Origin of the sequence: Pseudomonas mandelii, assembly GCF_024138395.1 — a bacterium.
GTDB classification, from domain to species: Bacteria; Pseudomonadota; Gammaproteobacteria; order Pseudomonadales; family Pseudomonadaceae; genus Aquipseudomonas; species Aquipseudomonas mandelii_E.
The window spans coordinates 26,130-50,058 of sequence record NZ_JAMYDU010000003.1; the positions used below are offsets into that span (position 1 = coordinate 26,130).

The following is a 23,929-nucleotide window of genomic DNA, read 5'->3' on the forward strand; positions in this document are numbered from 1 at the left end:
CCTGTAGGAGCGAGGCTTGCCCGCGAAGGGGCCGTCAGTCGAACGTAATCCCCTGAGCCAACGGCAACTCCAGCGAATAGTTCACGGTATTGGTCTGACGGCGCATGTACCCACGCCATGCATCCGAACCGGATTCACGACCACCGCCCGTTTCTTTCTCGCCGCCAAACGCGCCGCCGATTTCCGCGCCGCTCGGGCCGATGTTGACGTTGGCAATGCCGCAATCGCTGCCCACCGCCGACATGAACCGTTCGGCCTCACGCACGTCGGTGGTGAAGATGCACGACGACAGGCCTTGTGGCACGGCGTTGTTCAGGCGCAGCGCCTCTTCGAAATCGGTGTAACCGATCACGTACAGAATCGGCGCGAAGGTTTCGCTGCACACCACATCGCTCTGCTCCGGCATTTCGACGATCGCTGGCGAAACGTAGTAAGCGTTGGGGAATTTGTCTTCCAGCTGACGCTTGCCGCCGAACACCCGGCCGCCTTCGCTCAAGGCCTGCTCCAGGGCGTCCTGCATGTTTTCGAAGCTGTGCTTGTCGATCAGCGGCCCGATCAGATTGCCTTCCAGCGGATGACCGATGCGCACCTTGGAGTAAGCGGCTTTGAGGCGGGTGATGATTTCTTCCTTCACCGACTCATGGGCGATCAGGCGACGCAACGTGGTGCAACGCTGACCGGCGGTGCCGACGGCGCTGAACAGAATCGCTCGTACAGCCATGTCCAGGTCGGCGCTTGGGCCGAGGATCATCGCGTTGTTGCCGCCCAGCTCCAGAATACTGCGGGCAAAACGTGCAGCGATTTTCGGCGCCACTTCGCGGCCCATGCGGGTGCTGCCGGTGGCGCTGACCAGCGCGACACGCGGGTCATCGACCAGGGCTTCGCCAGCATCGCGACCACCGATGATTACTTGGCTCAGGTGCGGCGGGGCGTCGCTGAAATTCTTCAGAACGCGATCAAACAGCGCTTGGCAGGCCAACGCGGTCAGCGGGGTTTTCTCCGACGGTTTCCAGATCACCGGGTTACCGCAAACCAGCGCCAGCGTGGCGTTCCAGGCCCAAACGGCGACCGGGAAGTTGAACGCACTGATCACGCCAACGACGCCCAGCGGGTGCCAGGTTTCGCGCATGTGGTGGCCAGGACGCTCGGAAGCAATGGTCAAACCGTACAGCTGACGGGACAGACCGACCGCGAAGTCGCAGATGTCGATCATTTCCTGAACTTCGCCCAAACCTTCCTGAGTGATCTTGCCGGCCTCCCAGGAAACCAGCTCACCGAGATCGGCTTTGTACTCCCGCAGGATATCGCCCAATTGGCGCACCAATTCGCCACGGCGCGGCGCCGGAACCTTGCGCCACAGTTCGAACGCATGATCTGCGCGACTGATGTGCTGCTCGACTTCAGCGGCGCCTTCCCAGTTCACGGCAGCGATACGGCTGCCATCGATAGGCGAATGCACCGGCACTTTGCCGTTCTGATACAGGGCCGGGTTCACACCAAGACGATCAAGCAATGCGGCAACCATGGGTCACTCCTCAAGCAAAAAACAGAAAACGTGCAGCCGGATTGATTCGGCTGATCAGACCTGTAGTTTTAGCTCCCCCGAGGTTACCCAACAAACGACCTTTAAGAGAGATATCATTCCGTTTATTCATGCTGCGAATTTGCCGGTAAAAAAGAGCATAGAGAAACAAGAAAAAGGACCATCCATGCTGAATAAACGCTACTTGCCGTCGATCACCGCGCTGCAGTGCTTCGAGGCCGTGACCCGGCATTTGAGCTTCACCCGTGCCGCCGAAGAGCTGAACCTGACGCAGAGCGCCGTGAGCAAACAGGTCGCGCAACTCGAAGAATTGCTGCAACACCTGCTGTTCCGTCGGGTGCGCCGACGCCTGCAAATGACCCCCGCTGGCGATTTGTACCTGGTGGAGGTACGAAAGATCCTCACCCAAGTCGAAATGTCGACCCATTACCTGCGTTCCTACGGTGGTGATACCGAAGTCTTGCGAGTCTCGACACCTCCGACCTTCGGCGCGCGCTGGCTGGTGCCGCGGCTGAAAGGCTGGCGCCTGCGTCATCCATCGATCCATCTGGACCTGTGCAGCGAGCAAGAAGCCGACGATCTGCTGCAAGGTCGCAGCGACCTGGCGTTCTATTTTGGCCAGGGCTCACGGCCCGGCACTGAATGCCTGAAGCTGTTTGGCGAGGAGCTGGTGCCGGTTTGCGCACCGGGCAGCCTGCCAGACACGCCGTTCACCGACCCGACGCAACTCACCGACCTGGTCCTGCTGCAAAATGCTTCGCGGCCCCAAGCCTGGCACGACTGGTTCGACAGCCAGGGCTACCACACCGAACACAGCTACCACGGCCCGCGTTTCGAAACCTTCTACATGTGCATCCGCGCCGCCCAGGTCGGCTGCGGCGTGGCGCTGCTGCCGAAGTTTCTGGTGGAAGAGGAATTGGCCGACGGCAAACTGGTCATCCCCTGGAAGCATGCCATGCCTAGCACCGACGCCTATTACCTGGCGTATCCAGAGCATTCGGCGGAAGTTCCCAAGGTGCGGGATTTTGTGAAGTGGATGCTGGAGCAAATAAATCATCCCATCTCTAACGACTAATCCCTGTAGGAGCTGTCGAGTGAAACGAGGCTGCGATCTTTTGATCTGGTTGTTTAAAAGCAAAATCAAAAGATCGCAGCCTCGTTTCACTCGACAGCTCCTACACAGTGACTCGTCGATACAAAAATTGCTGGCAATACCTGCCGCCGATATGCGCCACTAGCCCCATTCATTGAAACAGCTGCAACGTCGCTGCCACGGGCCGCGCCAGCATGGAGAGACCCGCTATGAGCGAGAGTGTGTTTGCCGATCGCATCGTGCAGAACCTGCTCGACACCGACTTCTACAAACTGACGATGATGCAGGCGGTGCTGCACAACTACCCGAACGTGGAAGTCGAATGGGAGTTTCGTTGCCGTAACAGTGAGGATCTGCGCCCGTACCTGGCAGAGATCCGTTTCCAGATCGAGCGTCTGGCCGAGTTGAGCCTGAGTGCCGATCAATTGAGTTTCCTGGAGCGCATCAGCTTTCTGAAACCGGATTTCCTGCGCTTTCTCGGGCTGTTCCGCTTCAATCTGCGCTATATCCACACAGGCATCGAAAACGGCGAGTTGTTCATCCGTCTGCGCGGGCCGTGGCTGCACGTGATTCTGTTCGAAGTGCCGCTACTGGCCATGGTCAGCGAAGTACGCAACCGCTATCGCTACCGGGAAATCGTTCTGGAGCAGGCCCGCGAGCAGCTCTATCGCAAGTTCGACTGGCTGACCGCCAACGCCAGCGCGGACGAATTGTCCGAGTTGCAGGTAGCCGATTTCGGCACCCGCCGTCGCTTCTCGTACCGTGTCCAGGAAGAAGTAGTGAACGTGCTCAAGCATGACTTCCCCGGACGCTTCGTCGGTACCAGCAACGTGCACTTGTCCCGGGAACTGGACATGAAGCCGCTGGGCACCATGGCCCACGAATGGATCATGGCCCACCAGCAACTCGGCCCGCGGCTGATCGACAGCCAAATTGCCGCCCTCGACTGCTGGGTTCGCGAATACCGGGGTTTGCTGGGGATCGCCTTGACCGACTGCATCACCTCCGATGCCTTCCTCAACGATTTCGACCTGTTCTTTGCCAAGCTCTTCGACGGCTTGCGCCACGACTCCGGTGACCCGGTGCAGTGGGCGGAAAAAGCCATCGCCCACTATCACAAGCTTGGCATCGACCCGATGAGCAAGACCCTGGTGTTTTCCGACAGCCTGACGCTACCCAAATCTCTGGAGATTTTTCGGGCATTGCGCGGTCGGATCAATGTCAGCTTCGGTATCGGCACTAACCTGACGTGCGATATTCCGGGTGTCGAACCGATGAGCATCGTGCTTAAAATGACGGCCTGCAATGGCCAGCCGGTGGCCAAGATTTCTGATGAGCCTGGCAAGACTCATTGCAAAGACCCGAATTTCGTCGCCTATTTGCGACATGTTTTCCAAGTACCTGCCGCCATTTTCAGCCCATCTAGCAAGGAGTGAATTCATGCAAGCCGTACAGCGTGAGATTGCTGAACAGCTCAAGGTCCAACCGCCCTTCGCGGACCAACTCGCCCTCGAGGCTGAAGTTGCCCGGCGGATCACCTTCATTCAGGACTGTCTGGTCAACGCCGGGCTCAAGACGCTGGTGTTGGGCATCAGCGGCGGCGTCGACTCCCTGACCGCCGGCCTGCTGGCCCAGCGCGCCATGCGTGAACTGCGCGAGCGCACTGGTGATGCCAGCTACAAGTTCATCGCCGTGCGCCTGCCCTATGGCGTCCAGTTCGACGAACACGACGCCCAGGCTTCACTGGACTTCATCGCCCCGGACGAACGCCATACCGTGAACATCGGCCCGGCGGTCAAATCCCTGGCCAGCGAAGTGGCGGCCTTCGAGGGTAAGGAGGCGGTGCAGAAGGATTTCGTGCTGGGCAACACCAAGGCGCGGATGCGCATGGTCGCGCAGTACACCATCGCTGGCGCGGCTCATGGCCTGGTGATCGGCACCGATCACGCGGCAGAAGCGGTAATGGGCTTCTTCACCAAATTCGGTGACGGCGCCTGCGACCTCGCACCGCTGAGCGGCCTGGTGAAAAATCAGGTCCGGGCGATTGCCCGCAGCTTCGGCGCGCCAGAGTCGCTGGTGGAAAAAATCCCGACCGCCGACCTCGAAGACCTGTCGCCGGGCAAACCGGACGAAGCGTCCCACGGCGTGACCTATGCCGAGATTGATGCTTTCTTGCATGGTGAGCCGGTGCGGGAGGAAGCGTTCAAGATTATCTGTGAGACGTACAAGAAGACTCATCACAAGCGGGTGATGCCGTTTGCGCCGTGAGGTCGTGGGTGCCTGTACTGACGCCTTCGCGGGCAAGCCACGCTCCCACAGATTTTGTGTCGGACACCAGTAATGGGCACGACGCAAATCTTGTAGGAGCGAGGCTTGCCCGCGAAGAACGATGACGCGGTCAACCGTCAGGCACAAAAAAAGCGTCCCGAGTGGACGCTTTTTTTATGCGCTTGATTCGATTACTTCAGGGTAACAGTACCTTTCATCATCGAGATGTGGCCCGGGAACGAGCAGAAGAAGCCATATTTTTCAGCGGCATTGAGCTTCGACACATCGAAAGTCACCGAGTCTTTTTCCTTGGCGCCGATGAGTTTGGTGTGAGCGATGATGCGGGCATCACCTTCTTTCAGGTAGTCCTTGTCGATGCCGGCAGTCAAACCATCGGTAGCGATCGGCTGCATGTCGGCTTCTTTGCTCAGCACCCAGTTATGACCCATGACGTTTTTCGGCAGGCTGCCAGAGTGGGTCAGCTCAACGGTGAACGTTTTGCAGCTCTTGTCGATTTCAATGGCCTTGGTGCTGAAGGTCATCTGGTCGGTGGAGTCGATGGTCGTTTTGCACTCGGCAGCCATCAATTGACTGCTAGCCAGTGTCAGCAGGGATACCGCAACAAGTTTGGCAAACATGGTGAATCTCCAAGGCAGGGTTAACAAAAGTGCTAATGGACAGAAGACTGCCTGAATTCTTCGCAAGTTCCTATGACCTGAATCAAAAATTGTATACAACTTTAGGGCTATGACACTCATCGAAACAATCTACCGGCCAAGCGTCTGGCACGGCCCTATCATCAGGGCCGTCATCTCTCATCCGGAGCGTCTGTCATGTCTTTCAACCGTTTATTGAGCAGTTTGCTCGCCGCTTATGCCTGTGGCGCCAGCGGTACCTGTGAAACACCTGAACGCGAGGTTTAACCCTTGGAACGAGGCAAGCCTGCCTTTACTCTGTGGCCCTGATGACCATGGAGTAAGGCATGTCTTTAGCGTCCGTTTGTGTATTTTGCGGTGCCAGCACTGGCACTAACCCGGCTTATCGTGAAGCGGCTGTCGCCCTGGGGCGAGCATTGGCCGAGCGCAAGCTGACTCTGGTCTATGGCGGCGGCGCTGTCGGACTGATGGGGATTGTGGCCGACGCCGCACTGGCGGCCGGCGGTGAAGTGATCGGGATCATCCCGCAGAGCCTCAAAGACAAGGAAATCGCTCACAGCGGCCTGACCCGCCTGGAAGTGGTCGACGGCATGCATGCGCGCAAGGCGCGAATGGCCGAGCTCAGCGATGCCTTTATCGCTCTGCCCGGCGGCCTGGGCACGCTGGAAGAGCTGTTCGAAGTCTGGACCTGGGGCCAGCTTGGCTATCACGGAAAACCGCTGGGTTTGCTGGAAGTAAACGGTTTCTACAGCAAGTTGACGTCTTTTCTTGATCATATCGTCGGCGAAGGCTTCGTTCGCGAAGCGCACCGTGACATGCTGCAAATGAGCGAATCGCCGCAAACCCTGCTCGATGCACTGGACGCCTGGCAACCCTCGGTACCGCCAAAATGGACCGAGCAAAAACCCAGCTAACGGCTCGGCATCGATACAGGGCAGAATATGCGCCGCTCAACCTCACCTTCGACCCCAGAGGATCGCCCATGGCTAAACCTAATTATTCCTTCGCCAAACGTCAGAGAGACTTGGCCAAGGAGCAGAAGAAAGAGGAAAAGCTTCAGCGCAAAAAAGCTACAGCTGAAGAAGAAGCAGCAGCACTGAACCCGGATACCGAAGGCGAAGTGGCTACAGACGAAGCTGAAGCACCGAAAGATCAGGCGCCCGACGCCTGAGACCCTCAGGGCCCGATGATCTGATCAGGCCCACCGGATCTGTGTCCAGGGTCAGCAACGATGTTGCTGACCCTCACAGTCCCAGCGCTTTACCAATCGAATCGCGATAACCCTTGGGCAAGTTTGCCGGCAATTGCGCCGGATCGAACAAGCCGATTTCCTTGTGTTCATGACTGATCGTCGGCACAAAACCGCCCAGCAACTCACAGCGGTAGGTGGAGATGAACACGTGTTTACCGGGGATCACCTCGAACAGGTATGAATCCAACGGCTCTCCCACTGCAACTACGACGTCCAGTTCTTCGACGATCTCTCGCGCCAGGCACTGCGGTGCAGTCTCGCCCAATTCGATTCGCCCGCCGGGTAACTCCCATTCGTCGCGCTCGTTGAGCATCAGCACAACCAGGCCTTTGGGAGATCGTAGTACACCTTTGATCGAAACCGGAAACATGGAAAACCCTCGTCAGTAAAAGCACCACATCCCTCTGTGGGATCTTCGTTACTCCAATGGCATCACTGTCACCTGAACCTCCGGGTCATGACTGCCGCCTCCCAGGATCACCCCACGCAACGGCGACACATCGGAAAAATCCCGGCCCCAGGCCAGAGTGATGTGCTCCAGCGCCGGTTGCACATTGTTGGTCGGGTCGAAATCCACCCAACCCAACACCGGACAAAACACCGACACCCAGGCATGAGACGCATCGGCGCCGATCAGCCGTGGCTGGCCCGGCGGGGGCTGGGTCAGCAAGTAGCCGCTGATATAACGCGCCGCTAATCCCCGGGAGCGCACACAAGCGAGCATCAAGTGCGCAAAGTCCTGACAAACCCCACGCCGGCTCTCCAGCACTTCCACCAGTGGCGTTGCCACTTGGGTCGCTTCGGCGTCAAAGGTGAATTCGCTGAAAATCTTCTCCATTAACGCCTGAACCCCCAGCAGCAATGGCCGGCCAGGAGGAAAGCAACTTTCGGAGAACTCTACGAAATTGCGCTTCAAATGCACATAGGGCGATTCGAATCGGTAACGGCAGGCTTCCAGCAATTCAGGAGAGAGTGGCTGACTGCTGTAGGTCAGCGCGTTGCAGGTCTCTTCCCAGGCGGGCGACTGATTGAAGTCCAACAATGGTCGGCCCACCACTTCGACCGTCAGGCTGGCATTGACCAGCAATTCATCGTGGGGCCGCTCGAATGCCAGCCGGGTCAGCGGGTTGCCGAACACATCCAGCTCATCCCGACGCGAAGTCGGATCGGGACTGATCTGCAATTGCTGATCGGTGCATCGCTGCCAAACGCAAGCCCGCGGCCACAAATGCGCCAATTGCTGGGCCAGGGATACCGGGCTGTCATAGTGATAATGGGTGTCGTGGAAAATCTGGTAATGGGCACTCATCAGACGGACACCGTGCGTTGGCTGACATCATCGACATGGGCGAAATGGCGCAAGGCCAGGCGATCCGATACTTGGCCGCTGGCATCGGCGATTTCTTGCAGCAGATCGGCCAACCCTTCTATGGCGGCGCGAACACTGGCCTCGCCAAACAGTGGGTTTTCCAGGCAACCCAGATCGAAGCGCGCCAGCCGATCCACCAACTGCGGCAGGCCGGTTTCGCGCGGCGCGCCAAAGTCATCGTTCAAGCGCTTCAGCGTGCGGGTCACCAGTTTCAACTGGAACAACACCGCGTGAGGGTTTTGCTCGTCGAGCAACAACAGGTCCAGCACCGGGATCAATTGCGCCACCGCCAGATACCGCGAGCGGTAAGTGATGCTGCTGTTGCCCAATTCCAGCAGCCACTCCAGCCCGGCCTGATCGAAAGCCCCGGCGCCACGCAGAAACGCCGCCAGGCTGCCGCTGAGAAATTGCAGCCGCTCAATCCGTCGACCGATCATCAGAAAACGCCAGCCTTCGTCCCGGGTCATGTCGTCGAGGGCAAAGCCGGACAGCGCCGCCAGCGACATCACCAGTCGGTTGAGGAAATCCAGTAACTCGCCGAAATCCGGCTCTTCAGTTTCCAGTTCCATGGCCTCGCGCTGCAATTCCACCAGCGCTTGCCAGTTCTCTCGCGAGAGCTTGCCACGTACCTGTGACGCCGCCCACTGCAAGCGTTGCAGATTGGAGCGCAGGCTGAACGGCCAATCATCGCCAAGCAGCGCCGCCAGCAATCGCTCCGGCAACTCGCCCTCCTCCGGCAACAGATTCAGACGCTCACCGAGATCGACTGCCGCCTTGAGGGCTTGCGGGTCATCGCCATCGACATAGCGCGCGAGCATGATGCGCAGCAGCCGCGCGCTGTCATCGCAGCGCTCGCAGTAACGGCCGAACCAGAAGAGGTTCTCGACCACCCGCGATGGCAGATACGGATCGCGTCGCACCAGATCGTGAACACCAATGTTGCGCTGGGCTTTCCATTGTTCACCGCTGGGCGGGCGATCGCCCAACACCCAAGTGTCTTTGCTGGCGCCGCCGCGCTGCATCGACACCACTTCGGCGTCGGCGTCGGCGGCAACCCGGGTCAGTCCGCCGGGCAGTACTCGATAGCCGTCCCGACTGGCCACCGCATACACGCGCATGCCAATGGCCCGCGGTTGCAACTGACCACCTTCGGCCTGCCAGATCGGCGCCTGGGACAGCTGCGCCAATTCTTGCGCAACATAGGCGTAAGGCCGTGCCTGCATGCGCTCAGCCAGGACCTGGCGCTGTTTTTCACTCAAATCACGACCAAACACCGGGGCGAAGCTCTGTGATGGAAACGCCGGTTTGATCAACAGCTCCGGCAGTTTTTCCAAGGCCTGGGCCAGCACCGGCGCTTCACCGCACCACCAGGTCGCGATGGACGGCAGGATCAGCTCTTCGCCGAACAGATACTGATTAATCTTCGGCAGAAAACCCAGCAACCCCGGCGACTCCAGCACGCCGCTGCCGAGGGCGTTGGCTACCAGCACCCGGCCCTGACGCACGGCTTCAAGCAGCCCCGGCACGCCGAGGGCCGAGTCGGTGCGCAGCTCCAGCGGGTCGCAGAAATCATCGTCGAGCCGACGCATGATCGCGTGAACCCGACGCAACCCGCTCAAGGTTTTCAGGTAGACCGTGGCATCCCGGACGGTCAGGTCGCCGCCCTCCACCAACGGATAACCGAGCTGACGAGCCAGATACAGGTGTTCGAAATAGCTTTCGTTGAAACGTCCCGGCGTCAGCAGTACCACCAGAGGCGCTTCGTCACTGCTCGGCGCCTGACGGGCAAGTGTTTCCTGAAGGGTGCGGAAGAACCCGGCCAGGTGCTGCACCTTCAAATCGCGGTACAACTCGGGGAAGGCCCGGGACACGATGGTGCGGTTTTCCAGCGCGTAACCGGCACCGGATGGCGCTTGCGTGCGGTCCGCCGTCACCCACCAGCGACCGTCAGGTGTACGCGCCAGATCCACGGCGTACAGATGCAGAAAGGCCCCATCGGGCGGCGCAATGCCCTGACAGGGCCAGAGGAAGTTGTTGTGACCGAACACCAGCTCAGCCGGCAGCAGGCCTTCGGCGATCAAGCGCTGAGGGCCGTAGAGGTCCGCCAGCACAGCATTGAGCAAGCGTGCCCGTTGAGCGATCCCGGCCGATAACTGCTCCCATTCATCGGCGGCAATCACATGGGGCAGCAGGTCCAGCTCCCATGGTCGGTCAGCGCCCTTGGGGTCGGCGTAGACGTTATAGGTCACGCCGTTTTCCTGGATCTGCCGGGTCAGCAGTGCCTGACGCTGCACCAATTGCGTTGGCGTGCTGCGTTGCAATTGATCGAACAGCCGCCGCCAGTGCGGGCGCACGGCACCGCTGTCGTCGAGCAGTTCATGATAAGTGCCCGCGGTCAGCGGGTAGCGGTCAAGCAGGTCAGGCATGGAAAGCTCGGCAGACAGCAAAGAACGGTCAGACTAACGCAGGCTCATGACGCCCGGATATACGAAAAATCCGAGCGTCGCGTACGGTTTAGATACGTCGCAAATCGAGAGTCATCGGCAGCTCGTCGTTAATTTCCAGATTCGGTATAGGAAGTTTCCCTGGCGTGTGTCCGATACGGAAAAAACGCGCCATCCGCCGGCTCTCGGCTTCATTGGCATTCACCGGCAGGCTGTCGTAATTGCGCCCGCCCGGATGGGCGACGTGGTACTGACAACCGCCCAGCGAACGGCCCATCCAGGTGTCGAGCAAGTCGAACACCAGCGGCGCGTGGACCGGGATGGTCGGTTGCAGGCAGTTGGCCGGTTGCCAGGCGCGAAAGCGTACGCCGGCGACGAACTCGCCAACCCGCCCTGTGGATTGCAACGGCACCGGGATGCCGTTACAGGTCAGCAGATAACGCTGGGGCGGCAAGCCGCTGAGCTTGACCTGCAAACGCTCCAGCGACGAATCCACGTAACGCACCGTGCCACCTGCCGCGCCTTCCTCGCCGAGTACATGCCAAGGCTCCAGCGCCTGACGCAACTCCAGTTCAATGCCGCTGAGGGCGTAGTCGCCGACCTTGGGAAACCGGAACTCCAGATGCGCCGCGAACCACTCGGCCCGCACGGGATAACCGGCGGCATTGAGGTCGACGATGACATCAGCGAAATCCTGCTCGATAAAGTGCGGCAGCAGGAACCGGTCGTGCAGTTCAGTGCCCCAACGCGCGAGTTTCGGCGGCGCATAAGGCTCGCGCCAGAACCGCGCCACCAGCGCCCGCAACAACAATTGCTGAGTCAGGCTCATGCGCGCATGGGGCGGCATTTCAAAGGCCCGCAGCTCCAGTAATCCGAGGCGCCCGGTGGCGCCGTCCGGCGAATAGAGTTTGTCGATGCAGAACTCGGCGCGATGGGTATTGCCGGTCACGTCGATCAGCAAATTGCGCAGCAAGCGATCCACCAACCAGGGCGGGCATTCTTCGCCCGGCTTCGGCATCTGTGCGAAGGCGATTTCCAGCTCATACAGGGAATCGTTGCGCGCTTCGTCCACCCGTGGCGCTTGGGACGTCGGACCGATGAACAATCCGGAAAACAAGTAGGACAAGGATGGATGGTTATGCCAGTAGCTGATCAGACTGCGCAGCAGATCGGGACGGCGCAGAAACGGTGAGTCAGCCGGGGTCGCGCCACCCAATACGAAATGGTTGCCGCCGCCGGTGCCGGTGTGCCGGCCGTCGATCATGAATTTCTCGGTGGTCAGTCGAGTCTGGCGCGCCTCTTCGTACAGAAACTCAGTGCGCTCCACCAACTCATCCCAAGTGGCGGATGGCTGGACGTTAACCTCGATCACGCCTGGATCCGGAGTAATGCGGAAGTTGCTCAAACGCGGGTCGCTCGGTGGCTCATAGCCTTCCAGCAATACCGGGCAATGCAGTTCCTCGGCGGTGGCTTCGATGGCGGCGACCAGTTCCAGATAGTCCTCGACCCGCTCCAATGGCGGCATGAACAGGTACAACCGGCCCTCTCGCGCTTCGGCGCAGAACGCGGTGCGGGTCAGCCAGTCAGCGGATTCATCAATCTTTGGCGCACGTTCGTCGGCGGTTTTCGGTTGAGCGTGATTCTGTAGCCGGTCGGTGCCCGGCAGCTCAGGGAAATCCTGATTCGGGTCGACAGGATGAATGAACGGATACTCCGCTGCTTTCACCCAAGGCTGCGAGCCGAGTGGCAAGCGATACCCCAGCGGCGAATCCCCCGGCACCAATCGGCAATGATCTTCGCGCAGATACCAGCGCCCGCTCTGCCACTGATCGCCCTTGGCCGTACGCGCCAGCGGCAGGACCTGGCCGATTACCTTGTCCAGGCCCTGACTGAAGACTTTGCGCAGGCGCGCCCGCTCCAAAGGCTCTTCGAGACGAGAGTCTTCGGCACTGACGTTCTGCGGCAAAGTGCCTTCGCGCCAGAGGTAATAGAAATTGTCTTCGTAGGCCGGGAACACAAAGCGTGTCGGAATTTTCAAGCGCTCGGCGATACTCGCCAGAAAACGCCCGGCCAACTCGCCATCGGCGCCGTAGTCTTCCTGCTCGTCGGCGATCAGCGCGCTGTTGTGCCAGATCGGCACGCTGTCGCGGCGCCAGTAGCAGTTCAGCGACCAGCGCGGCAGTTGCTCGCCGGGGTACCACTTGCCCTGACCGAAATGCACCAGCCCCTTGGGCGCGTAATGTTTGCGCATGCGCTGGAACAGTTCGGCGGACAGGCGACGTTTGTCCGGCCCGAGCGCGGCGGTGTTCCACTCGGCGCCATCCGGGTCATCAATGGAAACGAAAGTCGGCTCGCCGCCCATGGTCAGGCGCACATCGCCTTCGAGCAGGTCGGCATCGATCTGCCGGCCCAATGCCTGAATCGCCAGCCATTGCTCTTCGGTATAGGGCTTTGTGACCCGCGGCGCCTCCCAAATCCGCTCGACCGACATTTCGTGAGTGAATTCGCACTCGCACGGTTCCACCAAGCCACTGATTGGTGCCGCAGAGGACGGATCGGGACTACACGCCAACGGAATGTGTCCTTCACCGGCAAACAGCCCTGAAGTCGCGTCCAGGCCGATCCAACCGGCTCCGGGCAAATAGACCTCGCACCAGGCGTGCAGGTCAGTGAAGTCCACATCGGTGCCCGAGGGGCCGTCGAGGCTTTTGACATCGGCGGTCAACTGAATCAGGTAACCGGACACGAAACGCGCCGCCAGGCCAAGGTTGCGCAGCAATTGCACCAGCAACCACGCCGAGTCGCGGCAGGAACCAGAGGCATGCTCGAGGGTGTGTTCCGGGGTCTGCACACCCGGCTCCATGCGGATCAGGTAACCGATGTCTTCGCTGAGGCGCTGGTTGAGCGCGACCAGGAAATCCACGCTCGGTAGCGGCGTGCGATCGATGCCATCCAGATAGGCCTTGAATTTCGGCGTCAGCGGCAAAGTTTCCAGGTAGGGCGCCAGCTCTTTGCGCTCATCTGCGGCGTAGGTGAAAGGGATTTTTTCAGCGTAAGGCTCGAGGAAAAAGTCGAACGGATTGAACACCGCCATCTCCGCCAGCAAGTCGACCTCGATCCGCAGCTCATCGGTTTTCTCCGGGAACACCAATCGCGCCAGATAATTGCCCTGGGGATCCTGCTGCCAGTTGATGAAATGCTGCTCGGGCGAGACTTTCAGCGCATAGGACAGTATCCGCGTGCGGCTGTGGGCAGCCGGGCGCAGGCGAACGATCTGCGGACCGAGCTCGACGGCGCGGTCGTAGCGGTAATGCGTGACGTGATGCAATGCGACATGAATCGACACGGCGTGCCTCCTGCGAGCCTTAAGCGTTATCGAAAGCGCGCAAGACTTATGCCATCCAGCAGGCTGGCGCTTTCACAGATTTGCTCAGGGCAGTACAGCACCAAAATCGGGCGATGCGGGAAATTGGTTTGGGAGAGTTGCACACAAATGTGGCGATCGAGACCGTCAGTCAGTTTTTGCATTGGCTGTACCGGCCTCTTCGCGGGCAAGCCCGCTCCCACAGTGTTCGAGGTTGCCCCCGGTTCTGCGTTCACAGCAGATCCCTGTGGGAGCGGGCTTGCCCGCGAAGAGGCCAGTTGCCCCAACACAGATAGCGAGCCAGTGCCCCGATTTTCCGTGGCTCAGAAACACAAAACGCCAACCCGAAGGTTGGCGTTTTGTTCAGCTCAAGCGAGGACTCAGCGCGGCACTACCGGTTTGCGCGCAGGTTTCGGCCCTTTGCCTTTGGCCGCGTCCTTGCGCTCCTTGGCCGCCTGCTGGTTGCGGGCGAATGCCGCCGCCTTGGCCTGTTCACGCTTGTCCCACGGGTTACCGCCATCACTGGCACGCGGAGGCAGGCCAGTGTGCTGGGTCAGGATCTTGGTGGTCTTTTCGCCTGCCACTTTGTGGCTGCCGGCCGGTGTCGAGTTCTTGCGACGGGCGCTCTGGTAGCTGTCGGTCGCCGGCTGATGCAGCGGGATCAACTGGTTCTTGCCCGGCCCAATCAGGTCGGCGCGGCCCATGCGGGTCAGCGCTTCACGCAGCATCGGCCAGCCTTTCGGGTCGTGATAACGCAAGAACGCCTTGTGCAGACGACGCTGCTCTTCGCTCTTGACGATAGTCACGCCGTCACTCTTGTAAGTGACCTTGCGCAGCGGGTTCTTGCCCGAGTGGTACATCGCGGTAGCGGTGGCCATCGGCGACGGATAGAACGCCTGCACCTGGTCGGCACGGAAACCGTTGCCCTTGAGCCACAGGGCCAGGTTCATCATGTCTTCGTCGGTGGTGCCCGGGTGTGCAGCGATGAAGTACGGAATCAGGTACTGCTCTTTCCCGGCTTCCTTGGTGTACTTCTCGAACATGCGCTTGAACTTGTCATAGCTGCCGATGCCCGGTTTCATCATCTGGTTGAGCGGACCTTCCTCGGTGTGTTCCGGGGCGATCTTCAGGTAACCACCGACGTGGTGAGTCACCAGCTCCTTGACGTATTCCGGCGACTCGACCGCGAGGTCGTAACGTAGGCCGGACGCGATCAGGATCTTCTTCACACCGGGCAAGGCACGGGCGCTGCGATAGAGCTGGATCAGCGACGAGTGATCGGTGTTCAGGTTCGGGCAAATGCCGGGGAACACGCACGAAGGCTTGCGGCACGCGGATTCGATTTCCGGAGTCTTGCAGGCGATGCGGTACATGTTCGCGGTCGGGCCGCCGAGGTCGGAGATCACCCCGGTGAAGCCTGGGACCTTGTCGCGGATCTCTTCGATTTCGCGAATGATCGACTCTTCGGAACGGTTCTGGATGATCCGGCCTTCGTGCTCGGTGATCGAGCAGAACGTACAGCCGCCGAAGCAGCCACGCATGATGTTCACCGAGAAACGGATCATGTCATAGGCAGGAATCTTTTCCTTGCCGTACGCCGGGTGCGGAACCCGTGCGTAAGGCATGCCGAACACGTAGTCCATTTCTTCGGTGGTCATCGGAATCGGAGGCGGGTTGAACCAGACGTCCACTTCACCATGCTTCTGCACCAGCGCGCGGGCGTTGCCCGGGTTGGTTTCCAGGTGCAATACGCGGTTGGCGTGGGCGTAAAGAACGGCGTCACCGCGGACTTTCTCTACCGATGGCAGACGAATCACGGTCTTGTCTCGAGTCATTTTCGGACTCGCCAGAATCTGCACGACCTTGGCTTCGCTCGGGTCTTCAACCGGACCTTTTTCTTGCTCGATGGCGCAGGCCTGGGTGTCCTGGGTGTTCACGTACGGGTTGATGATCTTGTCGACCTTGCCCGGACGATCAATACGCGTGGAATCGACTTCGTACCAGTCTTTCGGCGTGTCGCGACGAATGAACGCGGTGCCGCGCACGTCGGTGATGTCTTCGATCTTGTGACCGTAGGACAGGCGTTGGGCGACTTCAACGATCGCGCGCTCGGCGTTGCCGTAGAGCAGGATGTCGGCGCAGGCGTCGATCAGGATCGAGTTACGCACCCGGTCCTGCCAATAATCGTAGTGGGCAATGCGGCGCAGGGAGGCTTCGATGCCACCGAGCACGATTGGCACGTTCTTGTAGGCTTCCTTGCAGCGTTGGCTATAAACCAGGCTCGCGCGGTCCGGACGTTTGCCCGCCAGGCCACCGGGGGTGTAGGCGTCGTCGGAACGGATTTTCTTGTCGGCGGTGTAGCGGTTGATCATCGAGTCCATGTTGCCGGCCGCGACACCGAAGAACAGGTTCGGCTCGCCGAGCTTCATGAAGTCGTCTTTGGACTGCCAGTTCGGCTGCGCAATGATCCCGACGCGGAAGCCCTGGGCCTCCAGCAGCCGGCCGATGATCGCCATGCCGAACGACGGGTGATCGACATAGGCATCACCGGTGACGATGATGATGTCGCACGAATCCCAGCCAAGCTGATCCATCTCCTCCCTGCTCATCGGCAGGAATGGCGCTGGCCCGAAACATTCGGCCCAATATTTTGGATAGTCAAATAACGGCTTGGCTGCTTGCATGTCGACGACCGGTGTTGAAGTGAAAAATCGCGGGCGCGGAATATAGCACAAATTTTGACCAATTCCGACGACGGTGGTCGGTTTCTCTCAGAGCCCGCCCGCCGTAGCCGCAGTCGCCCGTCAGCGGGCCGGGCGATCACATGCGTCACCGGAAAAATCGTCGATCAATCCGATACTCATCAGTCAGCGCTGGCTCTGGCCGATGGGAAAAAACCTTCAAGGATGAAGAAATGTCACCGAAATCACCTGTAAAAGGCACCATTAGAAGCGATTCCCATACACAACCCATACAGACGCCCGGCCCGAGCACACTCAGGCCCATTACCGCCTCACGTGCCGATGCGGGTTTGCCGCCCCCCCGGCAGACCGGGGACATACCGAATCAACAGAACACGGATGGCCCCCTACAACACGCTGCCATTGTCGTAACCGTCAATCGAACAGCGACCGGTCCTGCACTCGTATCCGCCGCACCCCGACGACCGCTGCAAGATTACTGGATTACCATGGAAGCTCGTCTACCTGCGGCCGACAGCCAAGGCTTGCGCGTCTTCAAGAGACGCCATTACGTCGATGTAGCGGGCGGACATATCGTGCAGGTCGCGATCGATCCAAAAATCGGCGTGTATCGAGCGAAACTGGCGAGCGAGCGCGACCCATCAGGTCCGCTCCTGGTGCGTGATCATGACAGCAAGCTGTGGCAGCCGCTGGAGGTCTCGCCAGACCATTCGCCCCTTCGCTCGGCGGAGGTTTTGAATCTGGAACTCAGCCAGCATTTCAAGTCGATGACCGAATCCGCGGACCTTGCGAAAAAACTGCAAGTCGCCTGGCATGCCATCAAGGGTGAAGAGGGTGAAAGAGCCGCACTCGTTCAGTTCGAAGTCCAGTGTCACAGACATCTGGCGACGCTGGAAAAAACCCTCGATTTCTATGTAAAGGAACAGCTATCGCTCCTGATACACAAAGGGCCGAGTGCGTACGGCAATGAGCTGTTCAAGATTCAGGGAAGGCGATTCGAGATCTACACCAAACTCATGGTGGCGGGCGATTGGCGCAAGCACATGGATATTCCACCGGATATGGGCTTCACCCTGGAGAGTCACCGCTCGATCGCAGGTTACCTGAAGGGCAAACTGGTTCTGCTGCGCAAGCGCCAGAGCATCGCTGACGAAATGTTGAAAAAATCGCGTTACTCGGAAAACGAGTTGGCCGAGATGGGTTACGACCCAATGGAAGTACACGAAAACACCGCCGACTGGTTGCATGCGAAAAGCCATATGCTGGCGGCCGATCTCAGCGACCGCACGCCCGTTCGTTTGTCGTTGATGTTCTCCCAGACAACGCTTGCCTACCGCAACATCGACAACATCCCGCTTGAAGCACGCATTCCTGTATTGAGCGATCTGGTTGACCAATGCAGCGCCATCCGAGCCTCTTTCGAATACCTGGAGATCCCCTCGGGTACCACCCATGCCGCGTCCCGGCAAGAGATGGTCGATGCCATCACGACGTTCGAAACCCTGTTGGAAGATCGCATCACCCTCCATCATCAAGACCTGGAAAGCGCTGCGCCATTGCCGATGTCTGACCAGTCCATCGACTTCGATTTCATTCCGGCACAAGGCAAAAAACAGTCCGCAGCGACGTCCAGAAGAATGTTTCGCAGCAAACACCACGGCATCGACAAGATCCGTATTGGCCAATCCCGGCGCAACGCTGTTGGCCAAGAGCTGATCGATGTCATGCACCCGCACAAACCCGCCGAGGTCTTGCAGACTTATGAGCGTCGAGAGGGCGAGTGGCGTCGCGTGGTGGCCATTCAAGAGAAGAACCTGGCGACACTGGCCGATCAGGCCGGGCGACTACTGGAACTGTCAGACTCGCACGTGCGTAAGGCACACCGGGATGAAGCGGCAAAACGCAATGCCACGAACATCGTCGAATTCCTTGGCCGCAAAGCAGAAGATCTCGATGACCTTTGTGTGCAGATGGAACGCGCTTCGCCCCTCGCCGCCAATGAAATAGCGCCCCTTGTTCAGCGCCTCAAGCGCGACAGCCAGCGCCTGCGCGATGAGGGCGAAGCTATCCGCGTGCGGCTTTACAAAGACAAAAACTACCTGAGCGCAGACCGGGTGGCGTATCTGATTCGTCATGAACATCTGTCCGTGCGACGCACACATACCCGGCTGGAAACCGGCAAAGGCCAGCAAAAACACTTTCTCGATATTTACTCGCTGAACGACAGACTTAGCGATGAGCCCCTGTGGCAGGCGCACTTTCACTATGAAAAAAGCGAAAGCCCGGCGCTGGAATTCAAGGTCAAGGGCGGCCATCTGAAAACACTCGAACAGAGCGGATCCGGTGCGGCATCCCAACGACAGGACGAACAGGTCGGGCGTCCCCACGTGGCTATCTGGCGCGAGACCCTCGACGGCCGTACAGCACAGAAAATATTCGAGCTGGCTTCCTGAGGCCGTTGCATAACTTTCCACCTCTTCAAGGATGAAGAAATGTCACCGAAATCCCAGTCACACCTTTAACCAGGCAATGAAGCCGAACACAACCTCTACATGGAAAGTAAGCAATGCCAATCAAATCCCCGCCCAAAGGCAGCACAACCGGCAACACTCACATTCGACCGGCTCCGTCACCGGACGTGAATACTCCGCGCCTGGACACAATACCGCGCACGGGCTTCGACACTTCACTCGAGATCAGTTCGCCACTGCGCCCAGGCAGTTCAAATCCCGATCTCGATGCAATAAACCCAGCCCCAACAGTCATGATTCATCCGACCACATCAGTTGTCGAACCCCCTCGCCACGTCGATCGGACGCTGGAGCGATACCTGCTCACGGCAGCGGTCGGCTTGCCGGCCGCCGACGCCGAAGGGTTCAGGACATTCAAGGGCCGTCTATACGTAGAAGTGGCCGAGGGCCGAGTGGTCCTCGTCGGCAAGGATCCGCAGAGCGGGCTGTGGCGAGCGAGGCTGGCAAGCGAGTTGCAGTCCTCCGGACCGGTGATGCTGCGTGATCCCGAGAGCGGGCTGTGGCACAGGCTTGAGGATTTCGAACCGATCACTTTCCCGTTGAGCGATACCCGTCTGGAGCCGTTTCGCACCGGGCTGGAATTCAACGACGCAGAACCCCGCAGCGATGGGCTTCATCGGTTCGACGGCAAACTCTACGTGGTGATCGAAAACCACGCCTATCAGGTCCTGCGCGATCCAGATGCGTCAACCCCGTTGGCGGCGGTGATGCGCATCGTGCGCAGCGAGGACCCCGTGGCCAGTGACAGCGCCAACCTGTACATCGCAACGCGTCCGGGAAGGTCGGAGCCGATTGTTTTCGATGCCATACAAGGCTGGGTTGGCACCACAGTGGCCGGGGCCGGAGGGATGTTGCGCAGCGATGGCAGCAGTGCTCCTGCTCGTCTGGGGCTGCGGGACTCGCTGTCACTGGCCTTCAACAGGCTGCGCAGCCCAGAGTCCCGCGCCAGAAAATTGTTCCCGGACCACACCGATGACGAGATTGGCGATTTCATCGAGTCACTGGGGAATGACGTCGCTGGTGGCTTGACCCGCCGCGAGACTGCCTACAAAACGCTGAAGGTCGAACTGAATACCTGGATCAAACAATCCGCCATCGCTTCGACGCCGGGCACATCGCAAAGCTACGCGCAACAGGTTGCCCACAGCCTCAAGCGTTGCTGGCGCCATCAGAGCGGAGGCATTCTCTGGCTGGAGGCCGGAGGTGGAGCTCTGCCCGCGCTGAAAGCGGATTTCAGTCATGTCCGGCACCTGACACTGCAATCTGTCACCTGGACAGACTCAGCCAACACATTCCTCCGCAATTTCCCCAACCTGGAGGGCCTGCAGGTCACTGGCACAACGCTCGACACGCTACCCGCCGCCATTGCGCAAATGTCCAGCCTGAGCAATCTGGATCTGAGTGCGAACCGAATTGCACTCAACGAGCTATCGGCAGGAGAACTGAGCGCTCTGGGCAAGCTCAAGAACCTTGACCTGTCTGGGAATCCACTGGGTATAACACCTGATTTTTCCGGCATGCCTGAACTCAGGACACTGAACCTGAGCAATGCGCAACTGGAACAGTGGCCAACGGGTTTGCACAATCAGGCGCAACTGACGCTGCTGGACTTGCGCAACAACCGGTTGACAGAGATTGCGCAGACCAACCTCAACCCCTCGACCGATCAGTTCGCAGCGGTCGCCAGGATCAACAGCGCCACACTGTTGGAAGGCAATCCATTTCCGGCCGACTACTGGAAAAAGCTTGAAGTGTTTTGGCGACGCGTGGCCACCGATCACCCGGAACTGAACACCAATGCCCTGGAGGGTGCGTTCAGGCTTGATAGTGATATGCCCGAGGTCGCTAACGTACTGCGAGTCTATCCGAGCAAAACCACACAAGAAGCCCGGGAGTTTTTCACCGGATTGGGTGATGACGGTAAAGTGAAACTGGCTCGACGTGTCGAGGAACTCGATTTACTGGAAACCCAGCTGAACGCCTACGTCGACAGCCGTCAGCCCGACTCATCCATCGCCGACACACCCGCGAAAATACAAGCGCGACGTCTCGCCAGAATCATCAGGGGCTGCTGGCTTCAGGACTCGGGGGAAACGTTGAGGCTGCCTTCCATCAACGCGCCTCTCCCGGCCCTGACTGCGGACTTCAGTCATGTCAAATTCCTTTCTCTCAACGCCGTTACCTGGTCGGGCGATGCCGATATATTCCTGTCCAACTTTACCAACCTGGAGCGCTTGTCCATCAGTCAATCCGGGATTGAAACCTTACCCGGGTCAATTGGCGCGATGGAGAAATTGAACAATCTGGACCTGGGCAGCAACCGACTTGAACTGGACGAGGAAAGCGCTGCAACGCTCAGTGCCATGGGTCATCTGGAGGTTATCAATCTTTCCGATAATCCGGCGCTCACGCGGTCCCCTGACTTCAGCAGCATGTCCGGGCTGAAATACCTGATGTTGAATAACACCGGAATCAATCACTGGCCGACTGGATTGCAGGACAAGACAGGGCTGATCATTCTTGATTTACGTCATAACCGCTTGAATGAAGTGCCGCAGGCATTTATCAATCCGGTTCCGGAACAGTTGCTGACGATCGCCCGGATCAACAGCATTACGCAACTCGCCGGCAACGATTTCCCTTCCGGCTACTGGAAGAAATTCGACGACTACTGGCGACGCGTGCACCGGGTAGCCCCCGATTTGCTGACTTCTCACCATGATGTGATGTTTGATAGCGACAACTCCCTGACCCAGCGTTATCGGCGGCTGTTTCCACACAAAGACGTCAAGTTGTGCAGGGAATACCTCTGGGGCTTTGAGGGTGATACCGCGGTCGCTAAAGTCCACAGCCTCGAACGGGAATTCAGCGTGCTGAAACGTCAGCTCGACGCCTGGGTTTTTTCTGGAGGAGGCAACCGCGCGGGTTACATTCGGGCGAACCAATTGGCGGTCAACGCGCAAACCCGCCCTGACCGGGTCACGGCAAGCGACAGAATTATCAGTTGCTGGAGGCAAGAGACACTGCCGAAACTGGCGAATGACCAAACGCCTATCGGTCTTGAGCTGGATCTTAGCGGCCTGAGGCTGCCAAGCCTGCCGGACATCGACGTGGACTTCAGTCATGTCGGCTCGCTAAAACTGAGCAATATGGACTTGAGCACTTCGCCGGAAGGCTTTTTGACCCGTTTCCGCCATATACGCTGGCTGGATCTGTCGCGAAATCAATTGCGCGAACTGCCGCCTGCCGTTGGAGAAATGAACGGGCTGACGCGACTGTTTCTGCAGAAGAACCAGATTTCCCTGACGGCCGACACCGCCCGTGTTCTGTCAGAGCGCACAACCCTGCGAGCACTTTGGTTGCATGAAAACCCGCGACTGGGCATCGCTCCGGATTTCAGCCGGATCATCGATCTGCGCTCGATCGATCTGGCCAACACCGGTATCGACATCTTCCCGACCGGCCTTGCCGATCAGCCACTGCTGGACACCATCAATCTGAGCAACAATCGGATTACGCAGATTCCAGACACTGCCATAGCACCGCCGGACGACCGACTCGCGCACACCGTACGTATCAACAACGTGACCAACATCGCCGACAATCCGCTGTCCGCGGCGACCCTCACCCGGCTGACCGAATACAACGACCGCCTGATACAGGCCGAGACACCGCTGACCGGCTGGAGAAATCTGGTCGATACGGCGCGAGGCAATGCCCCTGTAGTCAACCGAAGAACAACAGATGATCCAATGGCGCGTTGGACGGCAGGACTAACGACAGATCAAGTGGCAGCCAGGAGAACACAGTGGCAAACACTGCGTGATCAGCCTCGCTCGGATGGCCTGTTCAATACGCTAGAGCGCCTGTTGGAGTCGCCCACCGGGCACAATGAACTCCAGAGTCGAGTCTGGAAGCTGATCGACAGCATTACCCAAAACACCCCGGAGTCCGAACGCCTGCGCAAAGAAGTGTTTGATCGGGCAGGCGACGCGGCCTGCTGTGATCGGGCGGCATTCACCTTTGCCAATCTGGAAACCAGGGCAATGATGCACGACGCCCTTGCCCAGGCCGGCGACAAGACACAGGGGCTAAAACTGTTCGCGTTGTCCAAAGCTTTGTTCCGCTTACATGAAGTCGACAAAATCGCCTCGGCAGACATTGCGCAACGGGAGGCAAGAATTGCCGCAGCCAGGTCGCCTCAAGAAGCAGCAGGCCTTCCACCGCCTCATGTGCCGGAGGAGGTTGAAGTCAGGCTGTTCTATCGCCATGGCCTGAAAGACCGACTGCAATTGCCGGCGCAACCTGAAAAAATGGGTTTTTCTCGTCTGGCCGGCGTATCAAAAGCGCAATTGGACGACGCGTATAAAAAAATTATCGCGCTGGATAACTCCCCGGATGAGTTTCAGGAATTGGTATCGAGGGACTTCTGGCAAAAATTCCTCACTAACAAGTACCAGGAAGATTTCGAAAAGCAGCGCCAGCCGTTTCAGGACAGGCAGGCAGCTCTCGACGAGTCATATGCGGCCAAGGAGCTATCGTTTGCCGATTACGATGCGCAATCCAAAACGATGCAAAATTCGTGGATGACTGAGGAAGCTGCATTGATCGAAACACTGACCCGTCAAGAACTGGCCGAACATTCAGCCGGCAACACTGGCGATGAAGTGGCGGGCGCAAGCGCATAACGCGATTGGAGTGAATGTT

14 protein-coding genes are annotated in these 23,929 nt (G+C 59.0%); 7 read left to right on the top strand and 7 right to left on the bottom strand.

The window, feature by feature from the left end:
- Positions 1-34 precede the first annotated feature (34 nt).
- Positions 35-1,525 (bottom strand): L-piperidine-6-carboxylate dehydrogenase, encoded by a 1,491-nt coding sequence (gene amaB / locus NHU87_RS06475; RefSeq protein ID WP_253546706.1) that lies wholly within the window; start codon positions 1,523-1,525, stop codon positions 35-37.
- A gap of 184 nt (positions 1,526-1,709) precedes the next feature.
- On the opposite strand from amaB, the gene NHU87_RS06480 reads away from it, so the two are divergent.
- From NHU87_RS06480 to nadE, 3 genes are all read left to right on the top strand, one after another.
- Positions 1,710-2,618 (top strand): LysR family transcriptional regulator, encoded by a 909-nt coding sequence (locus NHU87_RS06480; protein ID WP_253546708.1) that lies wholly within the window; start codon positions 1,710-1,712, stop codon positions 2,616-2,618.
- Between the two features lie 227 nt (positions 2,619-2,845).
- The gene (pncB, locus tag NHU87_RS06485; RefSeq protein WP_253546710.1) at positions 2,846-4,072 is read left to right on the top strand and encodes a nicotinate phosphoribosyltransferase; all 1,227 of its coding nucleotides are present in this window, start codon (positions 2,846-2,848) and stop codon (positions 4,070-4,072) included.
- Positions 4,073-4,076: 4 nt separating this feature from the next.
- The gene (gene nadE, locus NHU87_RS06490) at positions 4,077-4,904 is read left to right on the top strand and encodes an ammonia-dependent NAD(+) synthetase (protein WP_253546712.1); all 828 of its coding nucleotides are present in this window, start codon (positions 4,077-4,079) and stop codon (positions 4,902-4,904) included.
- A 191-nt stretch (positions 4,905-5,095) separates the two neighbouring features.
- Here the strand turns inward: nadE and azu are convergent, their stop codons facing one another.
- Entirely contained in the window at positions 5,096-5,542 is a 447-nt protein-coding gene (gene azu, locus NHU87_RS06495) for an azurin (RefSeq protein ID WP_253546714.1), read from the bottom strand.
- A gap of 344 nt (positions 5,543-5,886) precedes the next feature.
- Here azu and NHU87_RS06500 point away from each other — a divergent pair, with 344 nt between their 5' ends.
- Positions 5,887-6,474 (top strand): TIGR00730 family Rossman fold protein, encoded by a 588-nt coding sequence (locus NHU87_RS06500; RefSeq protein ID WP_253546716.1) that lies wholly within the window; start codon positions 5,887-5,889, stop codon positions 6,472-6,474.
- A 68-nt stretch (positions 6,475-6,542) separates the two neighbouring features.
- A complete protein-coding gene (locus NHU87_RS06505) occupies positions 6,543-6,731 on the top strand; it encodes a hypothetical protein (protein WP_253546718.1) in 189 nt (62 codons plus the stop codon).
- A gap of 73 nt (positions 6,732-6,804) precedes the next feature.
- On the opposite strand, the gene NHU87_RS06510 is transcribed toward NHU87_RS06505, so the two are convergent.
- The 5 genes from NHU87_RS06510 to NHU87_RS06530 form a co-directional block, all read right to left on the bottom strand.
- Positions 6,805-7,182 (bottom strand): NUDIX hydrolase, encoded by a 378-nt coding sequence (locus tag NHU87_RS06510; RefSeq protein WP_253546720.1) that lies wholly within the window; start codon positions 7,180-7,182, stop codon positions 6,805-6,807.
- A gap of 48 nt (positions 7,183-7,230) precedes the next feature.
- A complete protein-coding gene (locus NHU87_RS06515; protein ID WP_253546722.1) occupies positions 7,231-8,121 on the bottom strand; it encodes a transglutaminase family protein in 891 nt (296 codons plus the stop codon).
- Positions 8,121-10,607, bottom strand: coding sequence for a circularly permuted type 2 ATP-grasp protein (locus NHU87_RS06520; protein WP_253546724.1), 2,487 nt, complete (start codon positions 10,605-10,607; stop codon positions 8,121-8,123). Before NHU87_RS06520 ends, NHU87_RS06515 begins: the two co-directional genes overlap by 1 nt.
- Positions 10,608-10,695: 88 nt before the next feature.
- Positions 10,696-13,971 (bottom strand): DUF2126 domain-containing protein, encoded by a 3,276-nt coding sequence (locus tag NHU87_RS06525; protein WP_253546726.1) that lies wholly within the window; start codon positions 13,969-13,971, stop codon positions 10,696-10,698.
- 398 nt (positions 13,972-14,369) lie between these two features.
- Entirely contained in the window at positions 14,370-16,673 is a 2,304-nt protein-coding gene (locus NHU87_RS06530) for a YgiQ family radical SAM protein (RefSeq protein ID WP_030128321.1), read from the bottom strand.
- Between the two features lie 230 nt (positions 16,674-16,903).
- Here NHU87_RS06530 and NHU87_RS06535 point away from each other — a divergent pair, with 230 nt between their 5' ends.
- Positions 16,904-19,144 (top strand): hypothetical protein, encoded by a 2,241-nt coding sequence (locus NHU87_RS06535; protein ID WP_253546728.1) that lies wholly within the window; start codon positions 16,904-16,906, stop codon positions 19,142-19,144.
- A gap of 113 nt (positions 19,145-19,257) precedes the next feature.
- On the top strand, positions 19,258-23,910 hold the full coding sequence (locus NHU87_RS06540; RefSeq protein ID WP_253546730.1) for an NEL-type E3 ubiquitin ligase domain-containing protein: 4,653 nt from the start codon (positions 19,258-19,260) through the stop codon (positions 23,908-23,910).
- The last annotated feature ends 19 nt before the right edge of the window (positions 23,911-23,929 follow it).

Excerpts from the sequence above, each read along its gene's own strand:
- amaB (WP_253546706.1), bottom strand. The coding sequence starts at position 1,525 with ATGGTTGCCGCATTGCTTGATCGTCTTGGTGTGAACCCGGCCCTGTAT.
- NHU87_RS06480 (WP_253546708.1), top strand. The coding sequence starts at position 1,710 with ATGCTGAATAAACGCTACTTGCCGTCGATCACCGCGCTGCAGTGCTTC.
- pncB (WP_253546710.1), top strand. The coding sequence starts at position 2,846 with ATGAGCGAGAGTGTGTTTGCCGATCGCATCGTGCAGAACCTGCTCGAC.
- nadE (WP_253546712.1), top strand. The coding sequence starts at position 4,077 with ATGCAAGCCGTACAGCGTGAGATTGCTGAACAGCTCAAGGTCCAACCG.
- azu (WP_253546714.1), bottom strand. The coding sequence starts at position 5,542 with ATGTTTGCCAAACTTGTTGCGGTATCCCTGCTGACACTGGCTAGCAGT.
- NHU87_RS06500 (WP_253546716.1), top strand. The coding sequence starts at position 5,887 with ATGTCTTTAGCGTCCGTTTGTGTATTTTGCGGTGCCAGCACTGGCACT.
- NHU87_RS06505 (WP_253546718.1), top strand. The coding sequence starts at position 6,543 with ATGGCTAAACCTAATTATTCCTTCGCCAAACGTCAGAGAGACTTGGCC.
- NHU87_RS06510 (WP_253546720.1), bottom strand. The coding sequence starts at position 7,182 with ATGTTTCCGGTTTCGATCAAAGGTGTACTACGATCTCCCAAAGGCCTG.
- NHU87_RS06515 (WP_253546722.1), bottom strand. The coding sequence starts at position 8,121 with ATGAGTGCCCATTACCAGATTTTCCACGACACCCATTATCACTATGAC.
- NHU87_RS06520 (WP_253546724.1), bottom strand. The coding sequence starts at position 10,607 with ATGCCTGACCTGCTTGACCGCTACCCGCTGACCGCGGGCACTTATCAT.
- NHU87_RS06530 (WP_030128321.1), bottom strand. The coding sequence starts at position 16,673 with ATGCAAGCAGCCAAGCCGTTATTTGACTATCCAAAATATTGGGCCGAA.
- NHU87_RS06535 (WP_253546728.1), top strand. The coding sequence starts at position 16,904 with ATGTCACCGAAATCACCTGTAAAAGGCACCATTAGAAGCGATTCCCAT.
- NHU87_RS06540 (WP_253546730.1), top strand. The coding sequence starts at position 19,258 with ATGCCAATCAAATCCCCGCCCAAAGGCAGCACAACCGGCAACACTCAC.